16 protein-coding genes and 1 riboswitch are annotated in these 20,821 nt (G+C 48.8%); of the genes, 2 read left to right on the top strand and 14 right to left on the bottom strand.

Annotated elements, in window-relative coordinates; genetic code table 11:
* Positions 1–88 precede the first annotated feature (88 nt).
* Positions 89–1,120: an NADP-dependent oxidoreductase gene (locus AC4EHB_RS12630; RefSeq protein ID WP_490981736.1), complete on the top strand. Its 1,032-nt coding sequence runs from the start codon at positions 89–91 to the stop codon at positions 1,118–1,120.
* A gap of 64 nt (positions 1,121–1,184) precedes the next feature.
* On the opposite strand, the gene AC4EHB_RS12635 is transcribed toward AC4EHB_RS12630, so the two are convergent.
* The 7 genes from AC4EHB_RS12635 to AC4EHB_RS12665 form a co-directional block, all read right to left on the bottom strand.
* Complete coding sequence (locus tag AC4EHB_RS12635) at positions 1,185–2,192, bottom strand: LLM class flavin-dependent oxidoreductase (RefSeq protein ID WP_490981737.1); 1,008 nt, start codon at positions 2,190–2,192, stop codon at positions 1,185–1,187.
* 291 nt (positions 2,193–2,483) lie between these two features.
* Entirely contained in the window at positions 2,484–5,924 is a 3,441-nt protein-coding gene (gene metH / locus AC4EHB_RS12640) for a methionine synthase (RefSeq protein WP_490981738.1), read from the bottom strand.
* The gene (locus tag AC4EHB_RS12645) at positions 5,905–7,764 is read right to left on the bottom strand and encodes a bifunctional homocysteine S-methyltransferase/methylenetetrahydrofolate reductase (protein WP_490981739.1); all 1,860 of its coding nucleotides are present in this window, start codon (positions 7,762–7,764) and stop codon (positions 5,905–5,907) included. Before AC4EHB_RS12645 ends, metH begins: the two co-directional genes overlap by 20 nt.
* 73 nt (positions 7,765–7,837) lie before the next feature.
* Positions 7,838–7,944: riboswitch (SAM riboswitch) on the bottom strand.
* Positions 7,945–8,127: 183 nt separating this feature from the next.
* Positions 8,128–10,116 (bottom strand): acyltransferase family protein, encoded by a 1,989-nt coding sequence (locus AC4EHB_RS12650; RefSeq protein ID WP_490981740.1) that lies wholly within the window; start codon positions 10,114–10,116, stop codon positions 8,128–8,130.
* Positions 10,117–10,385: 269 nt separating this feature from the next.
* Positions 10,386–11,369 (bottom strand): aldo/keto reductase, encoded by a 984-nt coding sequence (locus tag AC4EHB_RS12655; protein ID WP_490975690.1) that lies wholly within the window; start codon positions 11,367–11,369, stop codon positions 10,386–10,388.
* Positions 11,370–11,483: 114 nt separating this feature from the next.
* Positions 11,484–12,323 (bottom strand): DUF6920 family protein, encoded by an 840-nt coding sequence (locus AC4EHB_RS12660; RefSeq protein WP_490975689.1) that lies wholly within the window; start codon positions 12,321–12,323, stop codon positions 11,484–11,486.
* Positions 12,324–12,467: 144 nt separating this feature from the next.
* A complete protein-coding gene (locus AC4EHB_RS12665; RefSeq protein ID WP_490975688.1) occupies positions 12,468–13,070 on the bottom strand; it encodes a hypothetical protein in 603 nt (200 codons plus the stop codon).
* 232 nt (positions 13,071–13,302) lie between these two features.
* Here AC4EHB_RS12665 and AC4EHB_RS12670 point away from each other — a divergent pair, with 232 nt between their 5' ends.
* On the top strand, positions 13,303–13,818 hold the full coding sequence (locus AC4EHB_RS12670; RefSeq protein WP_490981741.1) for an SRPBCC family protein: 516 nt from the start codon (positions 13,303–13,305) through the stop codon (positions 13,816–13,818).
* A gap of 51 nt (positions 13,819–13,869) precedes the next feature.
* Here AC4EHB_RS12670 and AC4EHB_RS12675 read toward each other — a convergent pair whose 3' ends face one another.
* The 7 genes from AC4EHB_RS12675 to AC4EHB_RS12705 form a co-directional block, all read right to left on the bottom strand.
* On the bottom strand, positions 13,870–14,388 hold the full coding sequence (locus AC4EHB_RS12675) for a YehS family protein (RefSeq protein ID WP_490981742.1): 519 nt from the start codon (positions 14,386–14,388) through the stop codon (positions 13,870–13,872).
* Between the two features lie 128 nt (positions 14,389–14,516).
* Positions 14,517–14,732, bottom strand: a complete 216-nt coding sequence (locus tag AC4EHB_RS12680) for a hypothetical protein (protein ID WP_490975685.1) — start codon at positions 14,730–14,732, stop codon at positions 14,517–14,519.
* A gap of 131 nt (positions 14,733–14,863) precedes the next feature.
* Positions 14,864–15,853, bottom strand: a complete 990-nt coding sequence (locus tag AC4EHB_RS12685) for a tRNA dihydrouridine synthase (RefSeq protein WP_490975684.1) — start codon at positions 15,851–15,853, stop codon at positions 14,864–14,866.
* A gap of 204 nt (positions 15,854–16,057) precedes the next feature.
* On the bottom strand, positions 16,058–17,158 hold the full coding sequence (locus AC4EHB_RS12690; RefSeq protein WP_490981743.1) for a threonine aldolase family protein: 1,101 nt from the start codon (positions 17,156–17,158) through the stop codon (positions 16,058–16,060).
* Positions 17,159–17,253: 95 nt separating this feature from the next.
* Positions 17,254–18,192, bottom strand: coding sequence for a GAF domain-containing protein (locus tag AC4EHB_RS12695; RefSeq protein ID WP_490981744.1), 939 nt, complete (start codon positions 18,190–18,192; stop codon positions 17,254–17,256).
* 186 nt (positions 18,193–18,378) lie between these two features.
* Positions 18,379–19,224, bottom strand: coding sequence for a DegV family protein (locus AC4EHB_RS12700; RefSeq protein ID WP_490981745.1), 846 nt, complete (start codon positions 19,222–19,224; stop codon positions 18,379–18,381).
* Positions 19,225–19,618: 394 nt separating this feature from the next.
* Positions 19,619–20,806 carry an acyl-CoA dehydrogenase family protein gene (locus tag AC4EHB_RS12705; protein ID WP_490981746.1) on the bottom strand — a complete coding sequence of 396 codons (1,188 nt, stop codon included), beginning with the start codon at positions 20,804–20,806 and terminating at the stop codon, positions 19,619–19,621.
* Positions 20,807–20,821 lie beyond the last annotated feature (15 nt).

The following is a 20,821-nucleotide window of genomic DNA, read 5'->3' on the forward strand; positions in this document are numbered from 1 at the left end:
GAATACAGGCTTAGCGGTGTCTAATTTTTGATTCCTTTTTAAAGCAATGGTAAGCTCCTCTACAGACAAATTAGAAGGAGTGTTTTACATGGCACCTACAACTTATAAAGAAATCCACTTGGTAAACCGTCCGGAAGGAATGCCTTCAGACGAAGATTTCAAATTCGTGGAACAATCGGTACCCCCCCTACAAGACGGCGAAATGCTGTTAAAAACGCTTTACCTATCGGTTGACCCATATATGCGCGGACGCATGCAAGATGCAAAATCCTATATCGCACCATTCCAGCTCAATGAAGCCATCACCGGCGGCGTGCTCGCTGAAGTGATTGCTTCGGAGTCGCCGCAATTCAAACAAGGCGATATTGTCAACGGCAACCTTAAATGGGGAGAATACAATATTGCAAAAGCGGATGGCCTCCAAAGGGTCGATCCTAAGGTTGCACCGATTACAACACGCCTCGGTGTTTTAGGTCTAACGGGCCTAACAGCATATTTCGGGTTGCTCGACATCGGAAAACCGAAGCCAGGCGAAACGGTCGTCGTTTCCGGCGCAGCGGGAGCCGTCGGTTCGATTGTCGGCCAAATTGCGAAATTAAAAGGCGCGAAAGCGATCGGCATCGCGGGATCGGATGAAAAAATCGATTACTTGATCAACGAGCTCGGTTTCGACGCTGCAGTCAATTACAAAAAAGACAGCTTTGTGGAAGATTTGAAAAATGCGTTGCCGGACGGCGTCGATGTCTACTTCGACAATGTCGGGGGAGATGTATCGGATGCCGTCATGCGCTTGTTGAACCGCAATGCGCGCATTCCGCTGTGCGGAGCGATTTCTTCCTATAATGCAGCTGGCAAGGACCTTGGCCCGCGCATCCAGACGGCTCTCATCAAAACCAGCTCGATGATGCAAGGCTTCACGCTCGGCAATTACGCCGCAGATTTCGGAAAAGGCGCTGCTGAACTCGGCCAATGGCTGCAGGCTGGCAAGCTGAAATACGAAGAAACGATTGTCGAAGGCTTTGAAAACACGCCGCAGGCATTCCTCGGCTTGTTCCAAGGAAGCAACGTCGGCAAGCAATTGGTCAAAGTGGCAGACCCGGATTTCGCGAACCTGCAATAACGGCACCTTTTATTACTCAAAAACAAAAAAGCGTTCAAAGCGATTTTCCGCTTTGAACGCTTTTTCAATTTGATGATAAAGAAAATGCCTCCGCGAGTAGACTCAGCATCTTCATGCGGTTGGCAGCGCCTGATACATTCGGGATGACGGTGACTTCATCGGCACCGTATAATTCCGCGAGCCGGACGATTTCTGCCTTCACTGTATCGATATCACCGATAATCATGCGTTCTCTGTTTTTCGCCACTTTTTCGCGTTCCCCTCGGCTAAAGCCGCGGCTTTCAGCGGTGTCGATGGATGGATAATACGGAGGCGGCGTCTCGGATTCGACAAACAGCAGCCACAAATCGAGCGCTTTTGCCAGCTTCTCGGCTTCTTCCGCCGTATCAGCGACGACAGCGAAAACAGCGATGGCGACTTGCGGTTCCGCCAATAAATCCGATGGCCGGAACTTTTCCCGGTATGCGGCGACAGCTTCCGCGCCATCAGCAGCAGGACGTGCAAAATGGGCGAACGCGTAAGCGAGGCCGTTCTTTGCCGCAATGGCGGCACTACCGTGTCCGGTGCCAAGCAGCCACATTTCAGGCGCTGTTTCGGTAATCGGTGTCGCTACGAGCTGGCGGAATCGGTGCGTTCTTTCTGTGTCATCATTGAAGTATTTCTGCAGATCCTGGATTTGCTGTTCATATGACACTTTGATGCCTTTGCTTTCATTGAGTGCCTGGTTGACGTCTTTGTAGCTCCGTGAACGGCCGATGCCCAGGTCGATGCGGTCCGGATGCAACGCTTCGAGCATGCGGAAATTCTCAGCCACTTTATAGGAACTGTAATGCGGCAGCATGACGCCGCCTGAACCTATGCGGATCCGCTCTGTCGAAGCCGCCAATTGCATCATCAGCATTTCCGGCGAACTGCCGGCGACCGATAGCACTTTGTGATGCTCCGCCACCCAAAAGCGCCGGTAGCCGAGCCGGTCCGCGAGCCTGGCAAGTTCAATTGTCTGCAACAGCGCATCGCGCGCAGCCGCTCCCTCGTCGATCGGCGAGTAGTCGAGTATATTCAGTGCAAACACAATTCCCACCCCTGACATTTCCTAATGCGATTAGTTTAACATAATCGTATATACAGTCCCAACGCCAGCTTCGCGGGAAAAAGTGAGCCGATTGTTCTTTATTCAAATAGATTTATTTCAAATGGACGAATAAACACACAAAAAGAGCCGCTCCCAATCAGTGAGCGGCTCTTTTTTGGCTAGATTGCCTTCTATATTGAAAATACTGTCCGCACGGGGGCAAATACTGTCCGTCCCGGTCCAAATACTGTCCGAAATCCAGGGAATACTGTCCGCACTCCCTCTCCTCCTTTATTCCACATTAAAATACCGTGCATCCGGATGGGCGAAGACAATCGCCGAAACGGACGCTTCCGGGTCCATCATGAATTCTTCGGTCAGATGGACGCCGATGTCTTCCGGCTTGATGAGGCCAAACAGTTTCGCCTGGTCCTCCAGATTTGGACAGGCCGGGTAGCCGAATGAAAAACGCTGCCCCTGGTATTTCGCCGCAAAGCGGTCACGCATCGAGAAATCGGTAGCATCCGGGAAGCCCCATTGGTCGCGGATTTCCTGGTGGATGCGTTCAGCGAAACCTTCCGCGAGTTCCAGCGCCGTCGCCTGCAGCGCATGGCTTTCCAGGAACTTGCCGGCTTCTTTCAAGCGCGCCGCTTCGTTCCGGACGCCATGCCCCGCTGTGACTTGCATGAATGCGGCATAATCCATTTCGCCGCTGCCGACGGATTTCAAGTAATCGGCAAGGCATAGGAACGGCTCGGCGGCCTGGCGCGGGAAAGTAAAGCGCTCGATTTCCGTCTTGCCGTCTGCCGGGTCGTAGATGACGACATCGTCGCCGTCGCTTTGTGCCGGGAAAAATTGATAAACACCGGACGGCTTCAAAATGCCGGAGCCAAGAAACTCCGTTGCCAATTCGTGGAGCTGAACCGCGCGCGGATCGCCTTGCACCAGCATTTTATCGCTATAGCCACGCAATCCGAGATGATGGCCGATCAGTGTGCGCATATTGACGTATGGATACAAATGCGCAACCGAATACTCTTTTAAGACACGGCGGCGCAAGTCGTTCGGCACAAAGACTGGCACATCTTCGCGCACAGTCTTCACCGGTTTTTCCGCTACCGCAACAGCTGGCTTGGCGGCTTTTGCCGCTTCGGATGCCTGGCGCTTTTCTTGCTGCGCCCCCAATTCTTCCAGCAGCACGGCTTTTCCTGCCCCGCTTTGCAGGCGGTTGGCCAAGTCTAAGCCTTGCATGGCATCTTTCGCGTAAATGACCGGGCCGTCGTATTCAGCGGCGATCTTCGTTTCAGTGAAGCGCCTCGACAAGGCAGCACCCCCGACCAAGATCGGTGCATCAATGCCTGCTTCCTTGAAGTCCTGCGCGGTCAGCACCATCTGCTTGGCGGATTTCACCAGCAAGCCTGACAGCCCGATAATATCCGGCTTTTCTTTTTTGATAACTTCAATCAGCGTCGCCGGCGTCACTTTGATGCCGATGTCGATCACTTTAAAGCCGTTATTGCTGAGGATGATGTCGACCAGGTTTTTGCCGATGTCGTGCACGTCGCCCTTGACCGTGGCAAGCACCACTTTCCCTTTGCCTGTATCGTCCGCGGCTTTTTTCTCCATAAAGCCTTCAAGAAATGAAACCGCGGCTTTCATGACGCCTGCGCTTTGCAGCACTTCGGCGACGATCAGCTGGTTGTCATTGAATAAGCGTCCCACTTCCGCCATGCCAGCCATCAGCGGCCCATTGATGACATCAAGCGGCGTATCGTACATGCCGAGCGCTTTTTCAAGGTCCGGAATGAGCCCTTCTTTCGTGCCTTCCAGAATATAATAAGCGAGGCGGTCGGGAACAGTTTTCGGAATGTCGTCTTCGCTTTTTTCTTTTTTCTTGTCGCGGTAAAAATCGGTGAAATCCGCTAATGTCTTGTCTGTCGTCGTGAACAGCAATTCATCGGCCATCTTGATTTCCGCTTCAGGAATCGACGCATAGCGCTCTAATTTCTCCGTATTGACGATGGCGTAATCGAGCCCCGCCTGCGTGCAATGGTAAAGATATACCGCGTTCAGCACTTCCCGGCCGACCGGCGGCAAGCCGAACGATACATTGCTGATGCCGAGGATCGTCAATGTGCGCGGCAATTTTTCCTTGATCAGGCGAATGCTTTCGATCGTCTCGACCGCGGAACCGATGTATTGCTGATCGCCGGTGCCGACCGGGAACACGAGCGGATCAAAAATGATGTCTTCCGGCGCAAGGCCCCATTTGTTGACCAATAAATCATACGAGCGTTCTGCGATTTCCAGTTTGCGTTCACGCGTCACTGCCATACCCGGCTCATCAATCGTTCCGACGACAACCGCCGCCCCGTATTTCTTCACCAGCGGCATAACGGCATCAAAGCGCTCTTCGCCGTCTTCAAGATTGATCGAGTTGATGATCGCTTTACCTTGCGAAAACTTCAGCGCCGCTTCGATTACTTCTTCGTCCGTTGAATCGATGACGAGCGGCACTTTGACTTTCTTCACCACTTCGTGCATGAAGTTTGCCATGTCCTCGAGTTCATCGCGGTCCGGGTTCGCGAGGCAGATGTCAACGACGTGTGCCCCGTTTTTCACCTGGGCGCGTGCGATTTCAGAAGCTTCTTCGAATTTCCCTTCAACGATGAGCCGCTTGAATTTCCGCGAACCGATGACGTTCGTGCGTTCCCCGATAAACAGCGGACGCATCGAATCGTCGTATTGCAGCGGTTCGATACCGGACAAGACATGCCCATGCCCGGTTTGGTCCGGTTTTCTCGGCGGCAGCCCAGCCACTGCTTCTCTCACAGCCTTGATGTGCGCAGGCGTCGTACCGCAACAGCCGCCGACTACGTTGAGCCAGCCTTTTTCAGCAAAGCCCCGCAGCTTTTTCGACAGCGATTCCGGCGTTTCGTGGTAATGGCCTTCTTCGTCCGGCAGCCCTGCATTCGGGTAACAGCTGACAAAGCCGTCGGATAGCTCGGACAACGAGCGCAAATGGTCCGTCATGAATTCTGGTCCCGTTGCGCAGTTCAAACCGACCGACAACGGCTTGACGTGTTCAATGGAAATATAAAATGCTTCTATGCTTTGCCCGGCAAGCGTTGTGCCCATCGGCTCGATGGTCCCTGAAATCATGATCGGCAATTCTTTGTCTACCTCTTCGAAAGCCTGCCTGATGCCGATGGTCGCCGCTTTGACATTCAGCATGTCCTGGCTCGTTTCAAGCAAGATCAAGTCCGCGCCGCCTTCAACCAGCGCTTTCGCCTGTACATAAAAATCTTCGCGCAATGCGTCGAATGTGATGCCGCCTGTCACCGACAAAGTTTTCGTCGTCGGTCCGATCGCGCCTGCGACAAAGCGCGGCCATTCAGGGGTGGAATAGTCAGCAGCCGCTTTCTTGGCAATTTCTACAGCACGGCGGTTGATGTCGGTTGCCTGGTCTCCAAGTCCATACTCGTCGAGCACCACCGGCGTACCGCCGAACGTGTTCGTACAAAGAATGTCCGCTCCCGCTTCCAGATAGGCTTTATGGACGCTTTCGATGACGCCCGGCTGTACAATGTTCAAGTATTCGTTGCAGCCGTCAAATTCCTCGCCGCCGAAATCTTCCGCTGATAAATCGGCGTTTTGGATCATCGTTCCCATGGCGCCATCGATGATCAAGATCCGTTTTTCAAGCTGCTGTTCAATAAGTGTTTTGGACATGGCTGCTTTCGCCTTCTTTCTTCAAATCTAGTTGCCTGATGTAATTGATCAATTCCACGGACATTTCGTAGCGGAAAAATGGCGTGATCAAGTAAATGCCATTGAATAGGCCAGCCGCAGTATCGATCAATTCCTTCGCTATCGCAATGCCTTCAGCCGTCGCCCGTTCCTTGTCGTCGCCGCATGCGCGCATCCGCTCAAGCGCATTTTCCGATAACTTGATGCCTGGCACTTCGTTGTGCAGGAATTCCGAACTGCGGATGCTTGTCAGCGGCATGATGCCAAGGAAAATCGGCGTGCTCAAATGCTTTGTTTCTTCGTATATTTCAATGATTTTCTCTTTTGTGAACACCGGTTGGGAAATGAAATAATCTGCGCCGCTGTCGATTTTCTGTTCCAGCCGCTTGACCGCCCGGCTGACGACGCGGACATTGGGATTGAATGCCGCCGCCACTGAGAAGTTCGCTTTTTTGCGCAGCGGCTTGCCGGAAAACGAAATGCCTTCGTTGAGCTTTTTGATCAGCTGAATCAATTCCAGGCTGGAAACGTCATAGACACTTGTCGCTCCCGGGAAATCACCGACTTTCGTCGGATCTCCCGTGACTGCCAGGATATCATGCATGCCAAGTGCGTCAAGCCCCATCAAATGCGATTGCAGGCCGATCAAATTGCGGTCGCGGCACGTGATGTGCGCAAGCGGCCGGATGTTTTCCTGCTGCTTCAAAATCGAGCCCATTGCCATATTGGAAATGCGCGGCGAAGCAAGCGAATTATCGGCCATCGTCACTGCATCGACTCCCGCCGCATTCAGCGCCTTCGAGCCTTCGATAAATTTCGAGACGTCCAAATGGCGCGGCGTATCGAGTTCGACAATGATCGTGCGCTCCGTCTTCGCTTTTTCGTGCAGCGGCTTGGCGTCGAGCGCTTCCGCTTCGCGGATGACGATCGGCTTTCTCGCCACCACTTGCTTTTCTGTCACCGGCACTAAATTGCGCATGCGCTTTTTCACTTCTTCGATATGCTTCGGCGTCGTGCCGCAACAGCCTCCGATGAGGCGCACCCCTTCTTCTCTCAACAACAATGCAGCCCGGCCAAAATAATCGGCTTCCGATTCATAGACAATGCGGCCGTCTTCCACGTCGAGCAAGCTGGCGTTCGGATAGGCCGACAGGAAGGCTTTTTCCGGCAGCGACACTTCTTCGAATGCTTGGATCGTATGGTGCGGGCCGAGGCGGCAATTGACGCCGACGATTTCCGCTCCGAGCGCTTCAAGCTGGTGCAGTGCTTCGTTCAGCGACATGCCGTTTTGCAGGATGCCCGGCTCGTGCATCGACACTTGCGCAATCAGCGGGGTATCCGTCATCTTTTTCAAATGCGTGACCGTCGCAGCAAGCTCTTCAAAATCGTAATACGTCTCGAGCAGCAAGCCGTCCGGATCGCCTGACAATAAATGCTGCGCCTGCTGGTCGACCATCGCAATGATTTCCTGCATCGTGGCATCACTTTTCCGCATGCCTCGAATGCCGCCAATTGTACCGAAGACGTATTGCCCGCCAGGCGACGCGGCGCGCTTCGCAATATCGATCGCAGCGAGGTTGATGTCTTTCACTTGCTCTTCAAGGCCGTAGCGCGCGAGCTTATGGGCATTCGCACCGTACGTATTTGTCTGGATGATATCGGCTCCCGCTTTGATGTAATCCTGGTGGATCTTGCTGACGATTTCCGGCCGCTGCAGGTTCAGCTCCTCGTTGCAATACTCGATGCCGTACGAATACAGCAGCGTCCCCATCGCACCGTCCCCTGTCAACACGCGCGTTTTCAATGCATCCAATAACTTCATGCCGCTCACCCTCCTGTATATAGAAAAAAGCCCTCCATGAAAAAGAAGGCTTTACGGTCGTTAAACTCGTTCCTTTTCATCTCCCAGGCCATTGCATGCCTGCTGGATTTAGCACCTGACCACGAATGGCTGGTTGCTGAAGCGTCACAGGGCCAGTCCCTCAACTTCTCTCGATAAGAATTCACTATGCAGTTTTTGTATTCTTAAAATCTTACCTGCATACGGGACGCTGGTCAAGAAAATTCGTCTAAAAACAGAGAACTTTCTGTTTATTAGCGTTAAACAAGGACCCTCCACACAAATGGAAGAATAAAAAACGCACCGCCGGCAATTAGCTTGCTGGCGGTGCGTTTATCGTTTCAGTTACTTCTTGAGCACCGGCTCAAGATGCTCTTTTAGTGCCGGACCCATAGTTTTGGAGTAGAGTGTCGTCAAATGATGCTTATCTCGGTAGACGAGCACGTTGCCAACTACCGGCGAACACAGATCATCAATACAGAAATATTCCGACATGTCCACAAATGTCACGTTGCCCGGAATGCCTTCCGTGTTTTCCCACGGTGCTACAGCGGCCAGCGCTTCGCTGCGCGGCACGGAGCAGTCTTCTACAGTCGAGGCATCAAGGCAAAGCGTCGGGTCGACTTTCATCCGTGGATTGTCGCGCACCGCAAAAATATCAGTTACACCTTCAAATTGCTTCCATTTGTCGATATAAACCTGCGGCACGGTTGCTTTGGAACTTACGTTCGCCGTTGTGAAAATCAAATCAGGCGGATCTTCCATGAGCCGCTGATGGAGTTGATCATTCCATGTCATGCATGCTTCCGTTAATAACCCATCGAAATCGCCGTTCGTGAAGCGGCATGCATCCTTGTTGTAGACATCGATACGCATATTCAGTTCTTCCGCGATTTCTTCAAGCGCCGGGAACCAGTGCCCTGAATGTGAACCGCCGACCAATGCAAGCACATGCTCCGGATTTTCCGTCACACCGTACGAGCATTCCTTCAATTTAGCGTTCTTGCTGCCGGAGGAAGTACAGTCCTGGTCATTATAAAAGGCCGGCAGCACTTCTTTCGCAGTCAGAAAATCCGGCTTGAGCTCGGCTTCAATCGCCGGCTGGATGTTTTCCGAAACAGCACGGGCGCCTGGATTGTCTTCGGTTACGACAGGAACGGCGACGCTGCTGCTTGCCTGGACAAAGACGCTCCACGACACGCCAACCAGAATGGCCGGCATCATCAGTGTGACGAGTACTTTCGTCAAACGTTTTTTCGATTGCTTGACCGGCATCTGCCGCACAGGTGCTTCGACGAGCCAAATCGTAACGATCGACAGCACGAACGTCACTGCCAAAATGCTGAGCCCGCCAAACAGCGAAACCGTCTCGGTGTTGAAAAAGGCATAATAGAAAACAAGCAATGGCCAATGCCAGAGGTAAAAGCCGTAGGAAATGCTGCCGAAGTATTGAAACGGCTTCGAACCGAGCAATTTCTGCACACCGAAGAGATTGCCGTTTTCACTCGCTATGATGACCAAGATCACCCCACCTGTCGGCAGCAGCGCTGCAAAGCCCGGGAACACAGTCGACACCGGAAGCAGCATCCCCGTAAACGCGATAATCGTAAGGCCCAACCATCCCATGATGAGGTGCGCACGATCCGGAAACTTCAAATACGGCAGCAGCAGCGCAAGCATCCCGCCGAGGCTGAATTCCCAGGCGCGTGCAAATGTATCGAAATACGCCCACGGCTGATTGACAGCGGTGATGTAAACCGAGTAGCTGAGCGAAGCGAAGAAAATAGCCGCCAGCACCCCAAGCAACGTTTTGCGCACCGGTGTCTTCAAAATTTTCGTCGCGAGAAGGTACACGAGCGTGATGACGATTGGCCACGTCACGTAAAACTGGCCTTGAATCGACAACGCCCAGAAATGCTGGTACGGGCTCGCTTGGTTGTTCTGCCCCAAATAATCAACCGCGCTATTCGCGAGCTGCCAATTCTGGAAATAAAAAATTGAGGCAAACAATTCCGCGATTGTCTGCTTCCACGTGCTCATCGGCAAGAGAAAAATCGACGCCGCTGCGCTCACTGCTATTACTGTAAACGCCAGCGGAAACAACCGCTTTGCCAGCCCGAGCAAGTTTTCCGCGTAATTGATACGGCCCTCCCGCACCATCCGCGACAAAAGAGATGTTGTGATCAAATACCCTGAGACGATAAAAAAGACATCGACCCCACCGGACACCGACCCGATCCAAATGTGATAGATGGCCACCAAAAGAGCTGCCACCGCGCGTATTCCTTCCAATTCTGGCCGAAAGCGCTTTTCGGGCACTCGTAAATCTGCCATTTTTTTACCTCCCTATTCTTTGCTAGTTCAAAAAACTAATAGCGTAATATTTCAATAATTTTTACAAATAGTTTTAAGTTGTTATATTTTTAATAAATAAACCACTAATTCCCATTTAAGTTTAACGCGCCCATACAAAAGTTACAACAGCTTATCCTACATTTGAACCATTTGCTGCAAAAAAAAAGCTTCACCGATAGACGGCAAAGCTTTTTCTGATTCAAATGAAGGGAATTTCTTCGAGATAAGGCTCTCCAGAAATTTCACCCTTAATAAGGGCCTCTAATTGCCCCGGCTACTTCTTCTCTATAGAATTGCGACAGACGCTCCAGCTCTTCGGCTGAATACCCTTCGGCATCCAACGTCTGCAGATTGTCTTTTACTTGGCGCACATTTTTGAAACCCGGAATGACTGATGAAATCGCATCGTGTTCCAAAATCCACTTTAGCGAAGCTTGCGCCATACTGCCGCGCCCTTCCGCAATCCATTTCAATTCATTGCTCAGGTCGACGCCTTTGTTGAACTCCAGGCCGGCAAATGTTTCACCGACGTTGAATGCCTGGCCGTCGCGGTTGAAATTGCGGTGGTCCGCCGCTTCGAACTCGGCGTCTTTGGTGAATTTTCCGGTTAACAAGCCGCTTGCCAATGGCACACGTGCCAGAATGCCGACGCCCTGCTCCAACGCTTTCGGGAATAATTCCTCGAGCGGTTTTTGGCGGAACAGATTAAAAATGACTTGCAGGCTGCTGACATTGGGGTTTTCAAGACAAAGCAAGCCTTCTTCAACCGTTTCAACGCTGACGCCGTAATGGCGGATTTTTCCTTGTGCCTTCAGTTTATCCAGCCTTTCGAAGACCCGGCCATCCCGCAAAATCTCAATCGGCGGGCAATGGATTTGATACAAATCGATCGCTTCGCGCCCCAATCGCTGCAAGCTGGCTTCGCAATATGCCGTGACACTTTCTTCCGAATACGTCGCGGGATCATGGACATCACCTGCGCGGCAGAATTTCGTCGCGATCATGATGTCCGATTCTTTGCCTTTGGTGGCTTTTGCCAATAGCTCTTCACTGTGGCCCCCGCCATAAACGTCTGCGGTATCGAAAAAGTTCACCCCTTCATCCATGGCATAATCGAGGGCGCGCAGCGATTCGCTGTCGTCGTTGCTGCCCCAATCGCCGCCGATTGCCCACGTGCCAAAACTCAATTCACTGACGTTCATATCCGTCTTTCCAATGTCCCGATAATTCATCTTCTACACTCCCATTCCCTCAGTTTATCACGAACAAAAGCCCCAGCTTGCTAGCTGTGGCTTTCCATAACCTGTCTTTTCCCTTGTCATTTGACAGATAAACTAATTCCCTGCTCAATGCCGCCCTGCAGGCGCAGGCTCGTTGAAATGGACGCCACTGACTTCGAATTCGTACCAAGTAAATGGCCCTTCCGGCAGGTTCCAAACAATCTCCATCTTAGATGGCACCTTGATGCCGCCTGCTTCCATATAACTTAGGATATTCGCGGTGCAGAGCACCATCTCGGCCCCTTCGTTGCTGTCTTTATAGCGCCATGCCTTGACCGATTCTAATTTTCCTTGCGCGTTGAAATGGAAATCTGCATTGCCGGACACACCGTTCAGCTCCATCATTGCTGTCGCCGTCGTCTCATCGACTCTTTGCCAGCTGACGTAAGAGCTTAATGCCGCCGGCGGGCAGCAGGATAATTCCATTAAATAGCGCTGCAGCGACGATTGGTTCGTCTTAGGGCTGTTTTCAGTCTTCGACAGCGGCATGATGCCGTTGAATTTGATGCGCATCTGTGCGCGCCCGTTGCGGAAGACATCCTTTCCGCTGATATGGATGCCAGGTGCCATCTTCATATCCACTTTCCACGTGAATTCCGGGGGCTCGAAAGTTGAATACTGCTCCGCTTTGGCAGGAGTCCAATGCTTCTGTTCCGGCTTCAGCTTGATTTGCCCTGTCTGCTCCAAGTACATACTGCGCACTTCCGCTTTGCCGACCGAACCGCTCCATACCAGCCATTTCTGCACCGGCTCCGGCAACTCCTCAATCCGCTCCGCTGTCACCACAGCCAAATTCGCCCCTGCGTTTTTGGTCCGGCTCTCATTCCTGCCTTCTGAAGGCAAGCTTTTTTTATAGGCATACAGCGCCACAGCTATTATGCCAAACACCAAAACAATAAGCTGCATCAACCATCACGCCTTTCATCTTTTGTGTACCGCCTGTCGCAGCAACGAACAAAAAATCATGAAAATACCTTTTTTATACTATACGGCATGGGCAATGCTTTCTCCTGGCAATAAAATCCGTCACGCGCTTTATTTCAAAATCCTTCACAGGCTATTGTCTGGAAACAATTCCTTCAAAGTTTGGATTGGCCGCGCTTTCGGATGCGCTTCGAATGGCCGGAACTCGATGTTGCCGACGTGCACGCCCATATTGTATTCGCCGATGACTGAATCCAGCAGAATGAACACCACCGGAATCAACTCCTCATTGTTCTCTTCGGTCAGCCCTTTGATATAAAGGTTCAAGCTAACTTCCTCGCGCTCCAGGTCTTTGAGCGCGGTGTAATAGACGTCATCCCTTGTCAATTTCATATCGCCCCAATTGACGCTGAACTCTTCGTCAGAGGCTTGCCGGAAAGGGATGACGGTAAACCGCTCAAGCTCCGGCGCCGTTTCATGCAAGTCGAAGACTTCATCAAAGGCCTCCACCATCCCATCCGCGCTAATGATGAACTCGCGCTTGCCATCTTCCGGCTCTGCACTGAATTCGAACGCCAGATGCTTATTGACCTTTTTCAGCTTGCGGTGCAGCAAATCGAAAAGCTCTTCTCTTTCCTCTTCCGCCAGCTCAAAATAACTTTCCTCATTGTCCAAAAACCATTGCCAAAAGGCGTCCACCTTATTCTTTCGTGTCGGCAGCCATTTCATTTCATTTATCCCCTTCACTGTAAAAAATTCTTCCTTATTTATCATAATCATTTTGATGGAATTTAGAAATTGTTATTTTCTATGAATTCAAATAATTTCTTGCGAATAGACTTTTCATTCGAGCACAAATTCTTTATTATGGAGTTATTAAGAAAACTTCCCTTTGAAGATTGGACGCTGCCGCCCGGAGACGGAGACAAAGAAAGCACATAAATCAGAAGGAGGAATTTACATGTCAGCGAATAATGGATCGAATGGCGCCTCGACGCGGATCGAAGGCACTGAACTCGTTATGGAACGGTTTTTCAACGCACCCGCGGAGCTTGTGTATACGATGTATACGGAACCGCAGCACGTGAAGAATTGGTGGGGTCCGAACGGCTGGACGACGGAAAACTATAAGATGGACGTGCGCCCTGGAGGCATCTGGCATTATTGCATGCGCTCGGAAAACGGTGAGGAGGCATGGGGCAAAGCAATTTATGACAAAGTCGAAAAACCCCATTTGCTTACGTATACAGATACATTTTCTGATGAAGAAGGCAATGACGCCGAAGGCCTTCCCGCTATGAAAATTATCGACGAATTCGTGGAAGAAGAAAACGGCACGCGCATTATTAGCCGCACCGTGTTCGACTCAGAAGAAGACCTGCGCAAAGTCACTGACATGGGAGCTGTCGAAGGAATGACCGAAACGTTCGACCGCCTCGAACATTATATGGAAGAAACACAAAACAATCTGCATTGAGCACAAAAAAACGCAAACCCGGAATTGGGTTTGCGTTTTTTCCTATTTTCTTCACTTACGGTATTTCAGGCCCAGGCCTTTCAAAAAATTGCGCGCATAGCGGTCGCCGCAAACGCTGTAGTTTTTATGCCCTTCTTTGCGCAGCATCGCACTCATCTCGCTCTTTGTGACCGTCACGCCAGCCAGTGCCAGAATTTCAAGCATATCCTCGCTCGTCAGCTGCAGCGCGATTTTCACTTTCTTCAACAGCAAGTTTTTTGATGGTTCATTCGTCAAAGCGGGCTTGTCGGGCTGGCCCGGCTTCGGCTCCTGCTTGCCTCGTTTAAAAATGATCAATCCGTTCAGGAATGACTCGAATGTTGCGTCACTGACGCTCAAATAATCCTTGAATTCGTCCTCGCCCATAATGCCGCCAGCTTGGCCATCGTAATCTTCAGGGGTTTTCGTCAGCATTTTCATGACATCTTCTTTTGACACTTTTAAGCCGCCAAGCTTAAAGATTTCCACCATGTCATGGTTTTTGATATCGAGCGCGTAGCGCAATCTTATGAGTAAATCGTTGTTATCCATCCCTATACCTCCTGGGCAAACTGCTGATTCATGCAGTTGTCTCGTCAAAGTCAATCATAGCATATCGCAAGCCTTTCAATAAAAACAGCACCGATTTCCGTTGCGGGAAATGGGTGCTTCGCTTTGCATTACGCGCCGCGCGGTTCTTTTGGCGGTTGGCACACGTCGCATTTGCGTTGGTCATTCTTATTAAACTTTGTAAATGTCTTTTCGAAATTATTGCCGCATGCACATTTGAAAAGCAGCTTTTGTGAAAACCCGTGATATTCCGTCGACAGCAATTTGCTATCGGAATTTTTCTCCACAAACGTTCTGATTTTATCGATCGTCCATCGTTTATTCATTTTTTACACCTCTATGGTTTATTGATAGGCGTTGGGCCATTCGTTCACTTATGAGCAAAAGCCGCAATCGTCCTAAGTTCTTCATTATAGCACGTACCGGCTTCTAATCAGCAGTTATTGCACAGCTGATTTCACAATACCGGCTTTGGCGCAGTAATTTCTTCTTCCCCAAAAGCATCAAGCAAAGCCCGCACTTGATCTGTCGTCTCGGTATACATCAATTGGTTTCTCAACTCACCCGCTCCACGGACGCCACGCACGTAGATCTTAAAGAAACGGCGGAGCGGTTTGAACGAAATCGGCTCGATTTCCGTTGAATACTTATCGTGCAGGTCCAAATGCAGGCGCAAGAGATCGAATAATTCCTCGGTGCTGTGTTCTTTCGGCTCTGTCTCAAAAGCAAAGGGATTGTGGAAAATCCCACGCCCGATCATGACGCCATCGATGCCGTATTTTTCGGCAAGCTCGAGGCCTGCTTGGCGATCTGGAATATCCCCGTTGATCGTCAGCAATGTATCAGGTGCGATCTCATCACGGAGTTTCTTGATCTCCGGAATCAGTTCCCAATGCGCAGGCACCGCACTCATTTCTTTTTTGGTGCGCAAGTGAATCGACAAATTGGCGATGTCCTGCTCCAAAATATGCGTCAGCCAGCCTCTCCATTCTTCCACGTCGCTATAGCCGAGGCGCGTTTTGACACTGACAGGCAATCCGCCCGCTTTTGCAGCTTGTACGATCTCCGCTGCATTGTCCGGGTAGCGAATCAAGCCGCTGCCTTTTCCTTTTGCAGCCACGTTCGGCACTGGGCAGCCCATATTGATATCAATCCCTTTAAAGCCTTGTTCCGCCATCCCGATGCTCATGTCCCGGAAATGCTCGGGTTTATTGCCCCATATATGAGCCACCATCGGCTGTTCATCCGGCGTGAACGTCAGGCGTCCGCGCACACTGAAAATGCCTTCCGGGTGGCAATAGCTTTCTGTGTTCGTAAACTCTGTAAAAAATACATCCGGCCGTGCTGCTTCAGCCACCACATGGCGAAACACAACATTCGTGACATCTTCCATCGGCGCCAATACAAAAAACGGCCGCGGCAAATCACGCCAAAAATTCTCTTTCATATTTAAATTCCAATCCTTTCGTTACAGGATGAGAGGTCAGCCCAACATCCAAGATCTATGCTGTAAATAAATTAAATCTGCAAAATCATTCTATCTTTTCTTAACCTTATATAGTTTACACGAGTCACGCATTTGTGGAAAGCAGCGCGTTTTGAAAAGACAAAAACCCCCTCAACCCTTTGTTGAGGGGGGTGGCATCCATATCTAAGGCTTAAAATGATGTGTCATGCTTTGATCCAGTCCTTCAAATAAGCTGGTGACGAGTTCTTTAGGGATCTCTGAATATTGGTCTCCCATGCTAAATTCAAAATAACAAGACTGTTCATCAACCATTGTTAAACGGCCGGTTATTCCTACTTCCATCTCTTGTCCCAACTCGGCTAAAACCGCTTCTACCCGCTCTTTGGCATACGGAAAATGGACATGGAACATATTGGACACAGGAACAACCGGAAGCGTGGAGATACCGTAACAAGAATTGAACAATGCAGCAACTTCCTTTGCCTCTTCGAAATACTGTCCCATTTTATGAGCGCGAATGTCAAAGTAATAATCTGCTGAGATGATATAAGGATATAAACTAATCAGATCGCCGCCATGCCGCCTTTTCCAAACTTTCGATTGCTGAATAAAATCTCGATCGCCAGCTAATATGGCGCCGGCGATTCCACCAATCCCTTTGTATAAAGACAAGTAAACGCTATCAAACAAAGCACATACTTCGGCCGCAGTTTTTTGGTAATAAGGGAGAACTTCAAGCAACCGCGCTCCATCAAGATGCAGCCTGATTTGCTTTTCCCGGCAATACTGCGAAATCTGTTCGAGCGTTTCGAAGCTCGGTAATTGTCCGCCTATTTCACGTTGAGGCAATTCCAGCAACACGGCCGCAATCCCGTCCTCCATTTTTATCACATCATCCAGATCGATTACACGATGGCGATCCGCAAGCAAAACCGTTTCAATGCCATGCAGCTCTTTTAACCCATCTTCTTCATGAATTTCTAAATGGCTCAGCGGGTGATAAGCCACTTTTTTTATTCCTTTTTCATCACACCATATGCGCAAAGCAATTTGCTGCGCCATTGTGCCGCTGGGGAAAAAAACGGCGTCATCTTTCCCTAATAATGCAGCCATTTTCTCTTGGAAATCCTCAATAATCCGGCCTTTCCCATACATATCACTTTCCAAATCATCGTTCACGTTTTGGAAGGCTTCTTTTAACACATGAACATTGCGTGCACTATGATTTGCCAACTTGTATGTGGATTGATTGTAGGTCTTTTGCAATTGGCTTGTTTCGCCCATCTTGTAAGCTCCTTTTACCACTCTTTTTAGGAAAGGGTCTCCTATATTACTTGTAATGAAAAAAGTATGCCTTTTGATTATTTTAGAAAAATTGCTTAAAAAAACTTATACGTGTTCTTTCCGGCTTTTTTTGCACGATATAAGGCATCGTCTGCATTTTTAAGAAGCGTGTTTAAATTGTTTTCATTATCGGCAGGATAAGTTGCAATGCCAATGCTTGTGGAGAGTTCATATTCGGCACCCCATGTACTTAAACCGTTAAGCAACTGTTCCGCTCGCTTACTGCTTTCCTCTTTGCTAGAGATGCCAGAGAAATTTATGATGAATTCATCTCCCCCTAATCTAACGACAAAAGCATCATTATACTCTTTCACAAAGTTTTGGAGCCTCTGAGCGACTTCCTTCAACACTAGATCCCCCGTATCGTGACCATGCACATCATTCACCTTTTTAAATCCATCCAAATCAAGAAAGTATAGCGCTCCTCCGTTTATGGAATTGGTTTCAAAAAACTTCGAAAGATAATGCCTGTTGTATAGTTCAGTCAAAGAATCTCTATAGGCAAAGCGCTCCAGATCCAAATAATATGAAAACATCCTGACTATTCTTTGCAGCAGAACTATGCTCTTGCTGTTGAAATGGCTTTCTTCGTGATGCACTGCACACAAAGTTCCAAACCGCTCCCCGTTTACGCGGGAAATCGGAATCCCTAAGTATGACTTGATATTGGCTCCTTCGAGTACTTTTTTTAAATCACTCGGACAAGCTTTTTTAATATCCTCATAAATTAATGGCTGTTTTTTTTCAAAATCAATTCGATCACATACTGTCTCTTCAAGGTTTATTGTCATTCCTTCAGTCAGAAGAATACTTGTGTCAAGATCTGACAGCTTCAAAATAATTTGCTGCGTATCGCTGAATGAAGTTAAGTAAATCAATTGGTCAGGCAGAATTTCTTTTGCAAGATCAAGGACATCTTCAGCCAGCTCATCAAAATTCTTATACATTTGCAAGTCTTGTACCGTTATTACCATCATGCACCTCGATTATTGTCATGTTTTACTTCTCAGTTGATTAAACTAAAATTTTACTTTATTTCTTAAATTTTAACATATATAGCTAAAGGCTGTTTAATAAGATTTCTGCTAATCAAGGAGCCGATTAAAAAGAGGCAAACCCATTGTGGATTCGCCTCTTTTTTAACCGTTTATAATAAAAAATCAATAAGCAACCCAGCTTAACCCCGTAGTTCCTTCCCCCGCATGTACCCCGACACATACACTAAGTGGAACAACTTGTACTTTTAAGCCCGGAAACTCCTGCAAAAGCTCGTCCTTCCATATTTCTGCGTCAGCCGCATTATTGCAATGAATAGCCGCAACTTCCGGTACAGTGCCTTTCGCCCTATCCGCGCGAAGTGCATCAGTCACGGTATTTTTTGCCCGCTTGTTTGAACGGACTTTTTCTTTCATGACCGTTTTTCCATTTACAAACGTAATGACCAGTTTGATGTTCAGGATATTGCTTAAGAATGCTTGTGTGCCGGAAACCCGACCGCTTTTATGCAATTGGTTCAAGCTTGAAGGTATAAAAGATAAATGCGATTTAGCTGTCATATCCTTTATTGTCGCAACAACTTCTTCTACGTCCTTGCCTTCTGCCAACAGGCTATCGCCAATTTCAATCATTTTCACCATCGGAAAAGAACCGATTTTCGAATCAATCGGATACACTTGGAAGTCTGACATTTCCGCAGCCGACTGCGCGCTTTCAAATGTGCCAGAAAGTCCACTTGATAAGTGTAAAGCAATCGCAAAATCATATCCTTCGGACTGCAATTTTTCGTATAAAGAAAGCATTTCTCCAATTGCTGGCTGCGAAGTTTTAGGCGAGACTTTCGCTAAGCGCAATTTATCATAAAACTCTTCCTGTGTAAGGTCGATGGACTCCCGATATGACCCTTCGTCAAAAACAACACTAAGAGGCAGGACATATACATGATGTTTTTGGATGAAAGCTTCATCCAATTGCGCAGCTGTATCCGTTATCCAAGCTATTTTCTTCATAAAAAAATTCTCCTTTAAATGCAATTCCGTATCGGAAGCAATTCTCTGCTACGGATAACTTACCTGACGCACCTATGGGAGGCTAGTGATAGGTGTCATATAAGCGCAAACTCAACAAGAACGTTTGTAAGCGCAGACATAATTTGAACTTATATAGCCTATTTCCTTGATGGTTGCAGCCGCCAAAATAATTAGTTGAAACGTTCGTAATTTCCTAAGGCGCGAGACGAATGCTCATACTAAAAAAGAGCGGTGATCCAATAAAGGGTCAGCGCTCTTTTGATGTTTCATTTCTTCTAAAAGAAGTAGATAAGAAGAATATTCATGAATTTAATATGAATCAAATTGAACGAGTTCTTATGGAGGGTGGAATAAACGGGAGAGCTTCTAGTTGCTATTTAATGACTTGTTCACTCAAAGTTTTTTTCACAGCCTGGTTTCCAATCGCATAGTCAGCAAGCAACGGAATAACCATATCATCCATAGGTGGATTGTGAAGGCCCGCTCTCACATCCCGGTAATATCTTTGCAGTGGGCTCTTTTCTGATAAACTATGAGCACCTGCTACCCTCATTGCCAAATCAACAATGGTGATTGCTGAATTGGTGACAGCTACCTTCACGGCTCCCAATTCCGGATTCATCTTTGATCGTTCCTCTTCATTCGACTCATCCCACTGCTTCGCTACAGAATATAGAAAATGTCTCGCTCTGACTAGTTCCAATTCGATTTGGCCAATCTTTTGCTTAACATTCGGCAGGTCGAGAATCGGGCCGTTAAGACTATTCGGCGAGTATTCTTTTGCAAAACTGATGGCATACTCCTGCGCTGCCTGTGCAATGCCGAGGTAGCATGCCGGAATATGAAGCAGCCATCCAGCTGCCTGTTTTTTTCCAGGTTCGAGAATTTCGACTAATGAGTCTTCCTCAAGCTTGACGTTATTCAATATCAAATCATGGCTCCCTGTACCTTTCATGGCTATACTATCCCACGTTTCTTCGATCTCTACCCCTACTTTTGAGCGTGGGATGAGGAAAAATCCAATTTCACCTGTCTCTTCAATCGCAGCTGTTACGTTGAAATAATCCAATACGGGAGCCATTGTCGTAAACGTCTTCCTGCCATCGATAACCCAATGCCGTCCATCCTTTTTAGCTGTTGTAGAAGGTTTTCCTCCCCTTGTCGGACTTCCTGTTTGCTTTTCTGTCGCACAGTTATTGATCAATGTCCCATTTTCTCTGATATCGTCAAATAGTTTTTTCAGCATAGACTCTTTCCATCTATTCTTTTCTCCCAGATCTTTAATGATTCCCATGTGCCAGCCGATGGACAATCCTGTGGATCCGTCAGCCTTACTGATAACTTCTTGGTAGCGCAGCATCTCATATAATGAGATGCCTGCCCCTCCGTACTCCGCTGGAATCGTCAATGAAGGATAATGGATTGCTTTCAGTTCTTTAAAATTCTCAAATGGAAACCTTCCTTCAAGATCGTTTTCGGCTGCTCTTTCTGAGAATGAGGCAACCGTATGTGTCAGTAACTGCAAACGCTCTTCAAAGGTCTTATCTGCTGTGATATCCATGTACACTTCACCTTT

The sequence above is a fragment of the Planococcus sp. TJ-302 genome, assembly GCF_058268455.1.

Bases quoted from the DNA above. Each gene is read 5' to 3' on its own strand.
- AC4EHB_RS12630 (WP_490981736.1), top strand. From the start codon at position 89: ATGGCACCTACAACTTATAAAGAAATCCACTTGGTAAACCGTCCGGAA.
- metH (WP_490981738.1), bottom strand. From the start codon at position 5,924: ATGTCCAAAACACTTATTGAACAGCAGCTTGAAAAACGGATCTTGATC.
- AC4EHB_RS12645 (WP_490981739.1), bottom strand. From the start codon at position 7,764: ATGAAGTTATTGGATGCATTGAAAACGCGCGTGTTGACAGGGGACGGT.
- AC4EHB_RS12650 (WP_490981740.1), bottom strand. From the start codon at position 10,116: ATGGCAGATTTACGAGTGCCCGAAAAGCGCTTTCGGCCAGAATTGGAA.
- AC4EHB_RS12655 (WP_490975690.1), bottom strand. From the start codon at position 11,369: ATGAATTATCGGGACATTGGAAAGACGGATATGAACGTCAGTGAATTG.
- AC4EHB_RS12660 (WP_490975689.1), bottom strand. From the start codon at position 12,323: ATGCAGCTTATTGTTTTGGTGTTTGGCATAATAGCTGTGGCGCTGTAT.
- AC4EHB_RS12665 (WP_490975688.1), bottom strand. From the start codon at position 13,070: ATGAAATGGCTGCCGACACGAAAGAATAAGGTGGACGCCTTTTGGCAA.
- AC4EHB_RS12670 (WP_490981741.1), top strand. From the start codon at position 13,303: ATGTCAGCGAATAATGGATCGAATGGCGCCTCGACGCGGATCGAAGGC.
- AC4EHB_RS12675 (WP_490981742.1), bottom strand. From the start codon at position 14,388: ATGGATAACAACGATTTACTCATAAGATTGCGCTACGCGCTCGATATC.
- AC4EHB_RS12680 (WP_490975685.1), bottom strand. From the start codon at position 14,732: ATGAATAAACGATGGACGATCGATAAAATCAGAACGTTTGTGGAGAAA.
- AC4EHB_RS12685 (WP_490975684.1), bottom strand. From the start codon at position 15,853: ATGAAAGAGAATTTTTGGCGTGATTTGCCGCGGCCGTTTTTTGTATTG.
- AC4EHB_RS12690 (WP_490981743.1), bottom strand. From the start codon at position 17,158: ATGGGCGAAACAAGCCAATTGCAAAAGACCTACAATCAATCCACATAC.
- AC4EHB_RS12695 (WP_490981744.1), bottom strand. From the start codon at position 18,192: ATGGTAATAACGGTACAAGACTTGCAAATGTATAAGAATTTTGATGAG.
- AC4EHB_RS12700 (WP_490981745.1), bottom strand. From the start codon at position 19,224: ATGAAGAAAATAGCTTGGATAACGGATACAGCTGCGCAATTGGATGAA.
- AC4EHB_RS12705 (WP_490981746.1), bottom strand. From the start codon at position 20,806: ATGGATATCACAGCAGATAAGACCTTTGAAGAGCGTTTGCAGTTACTG.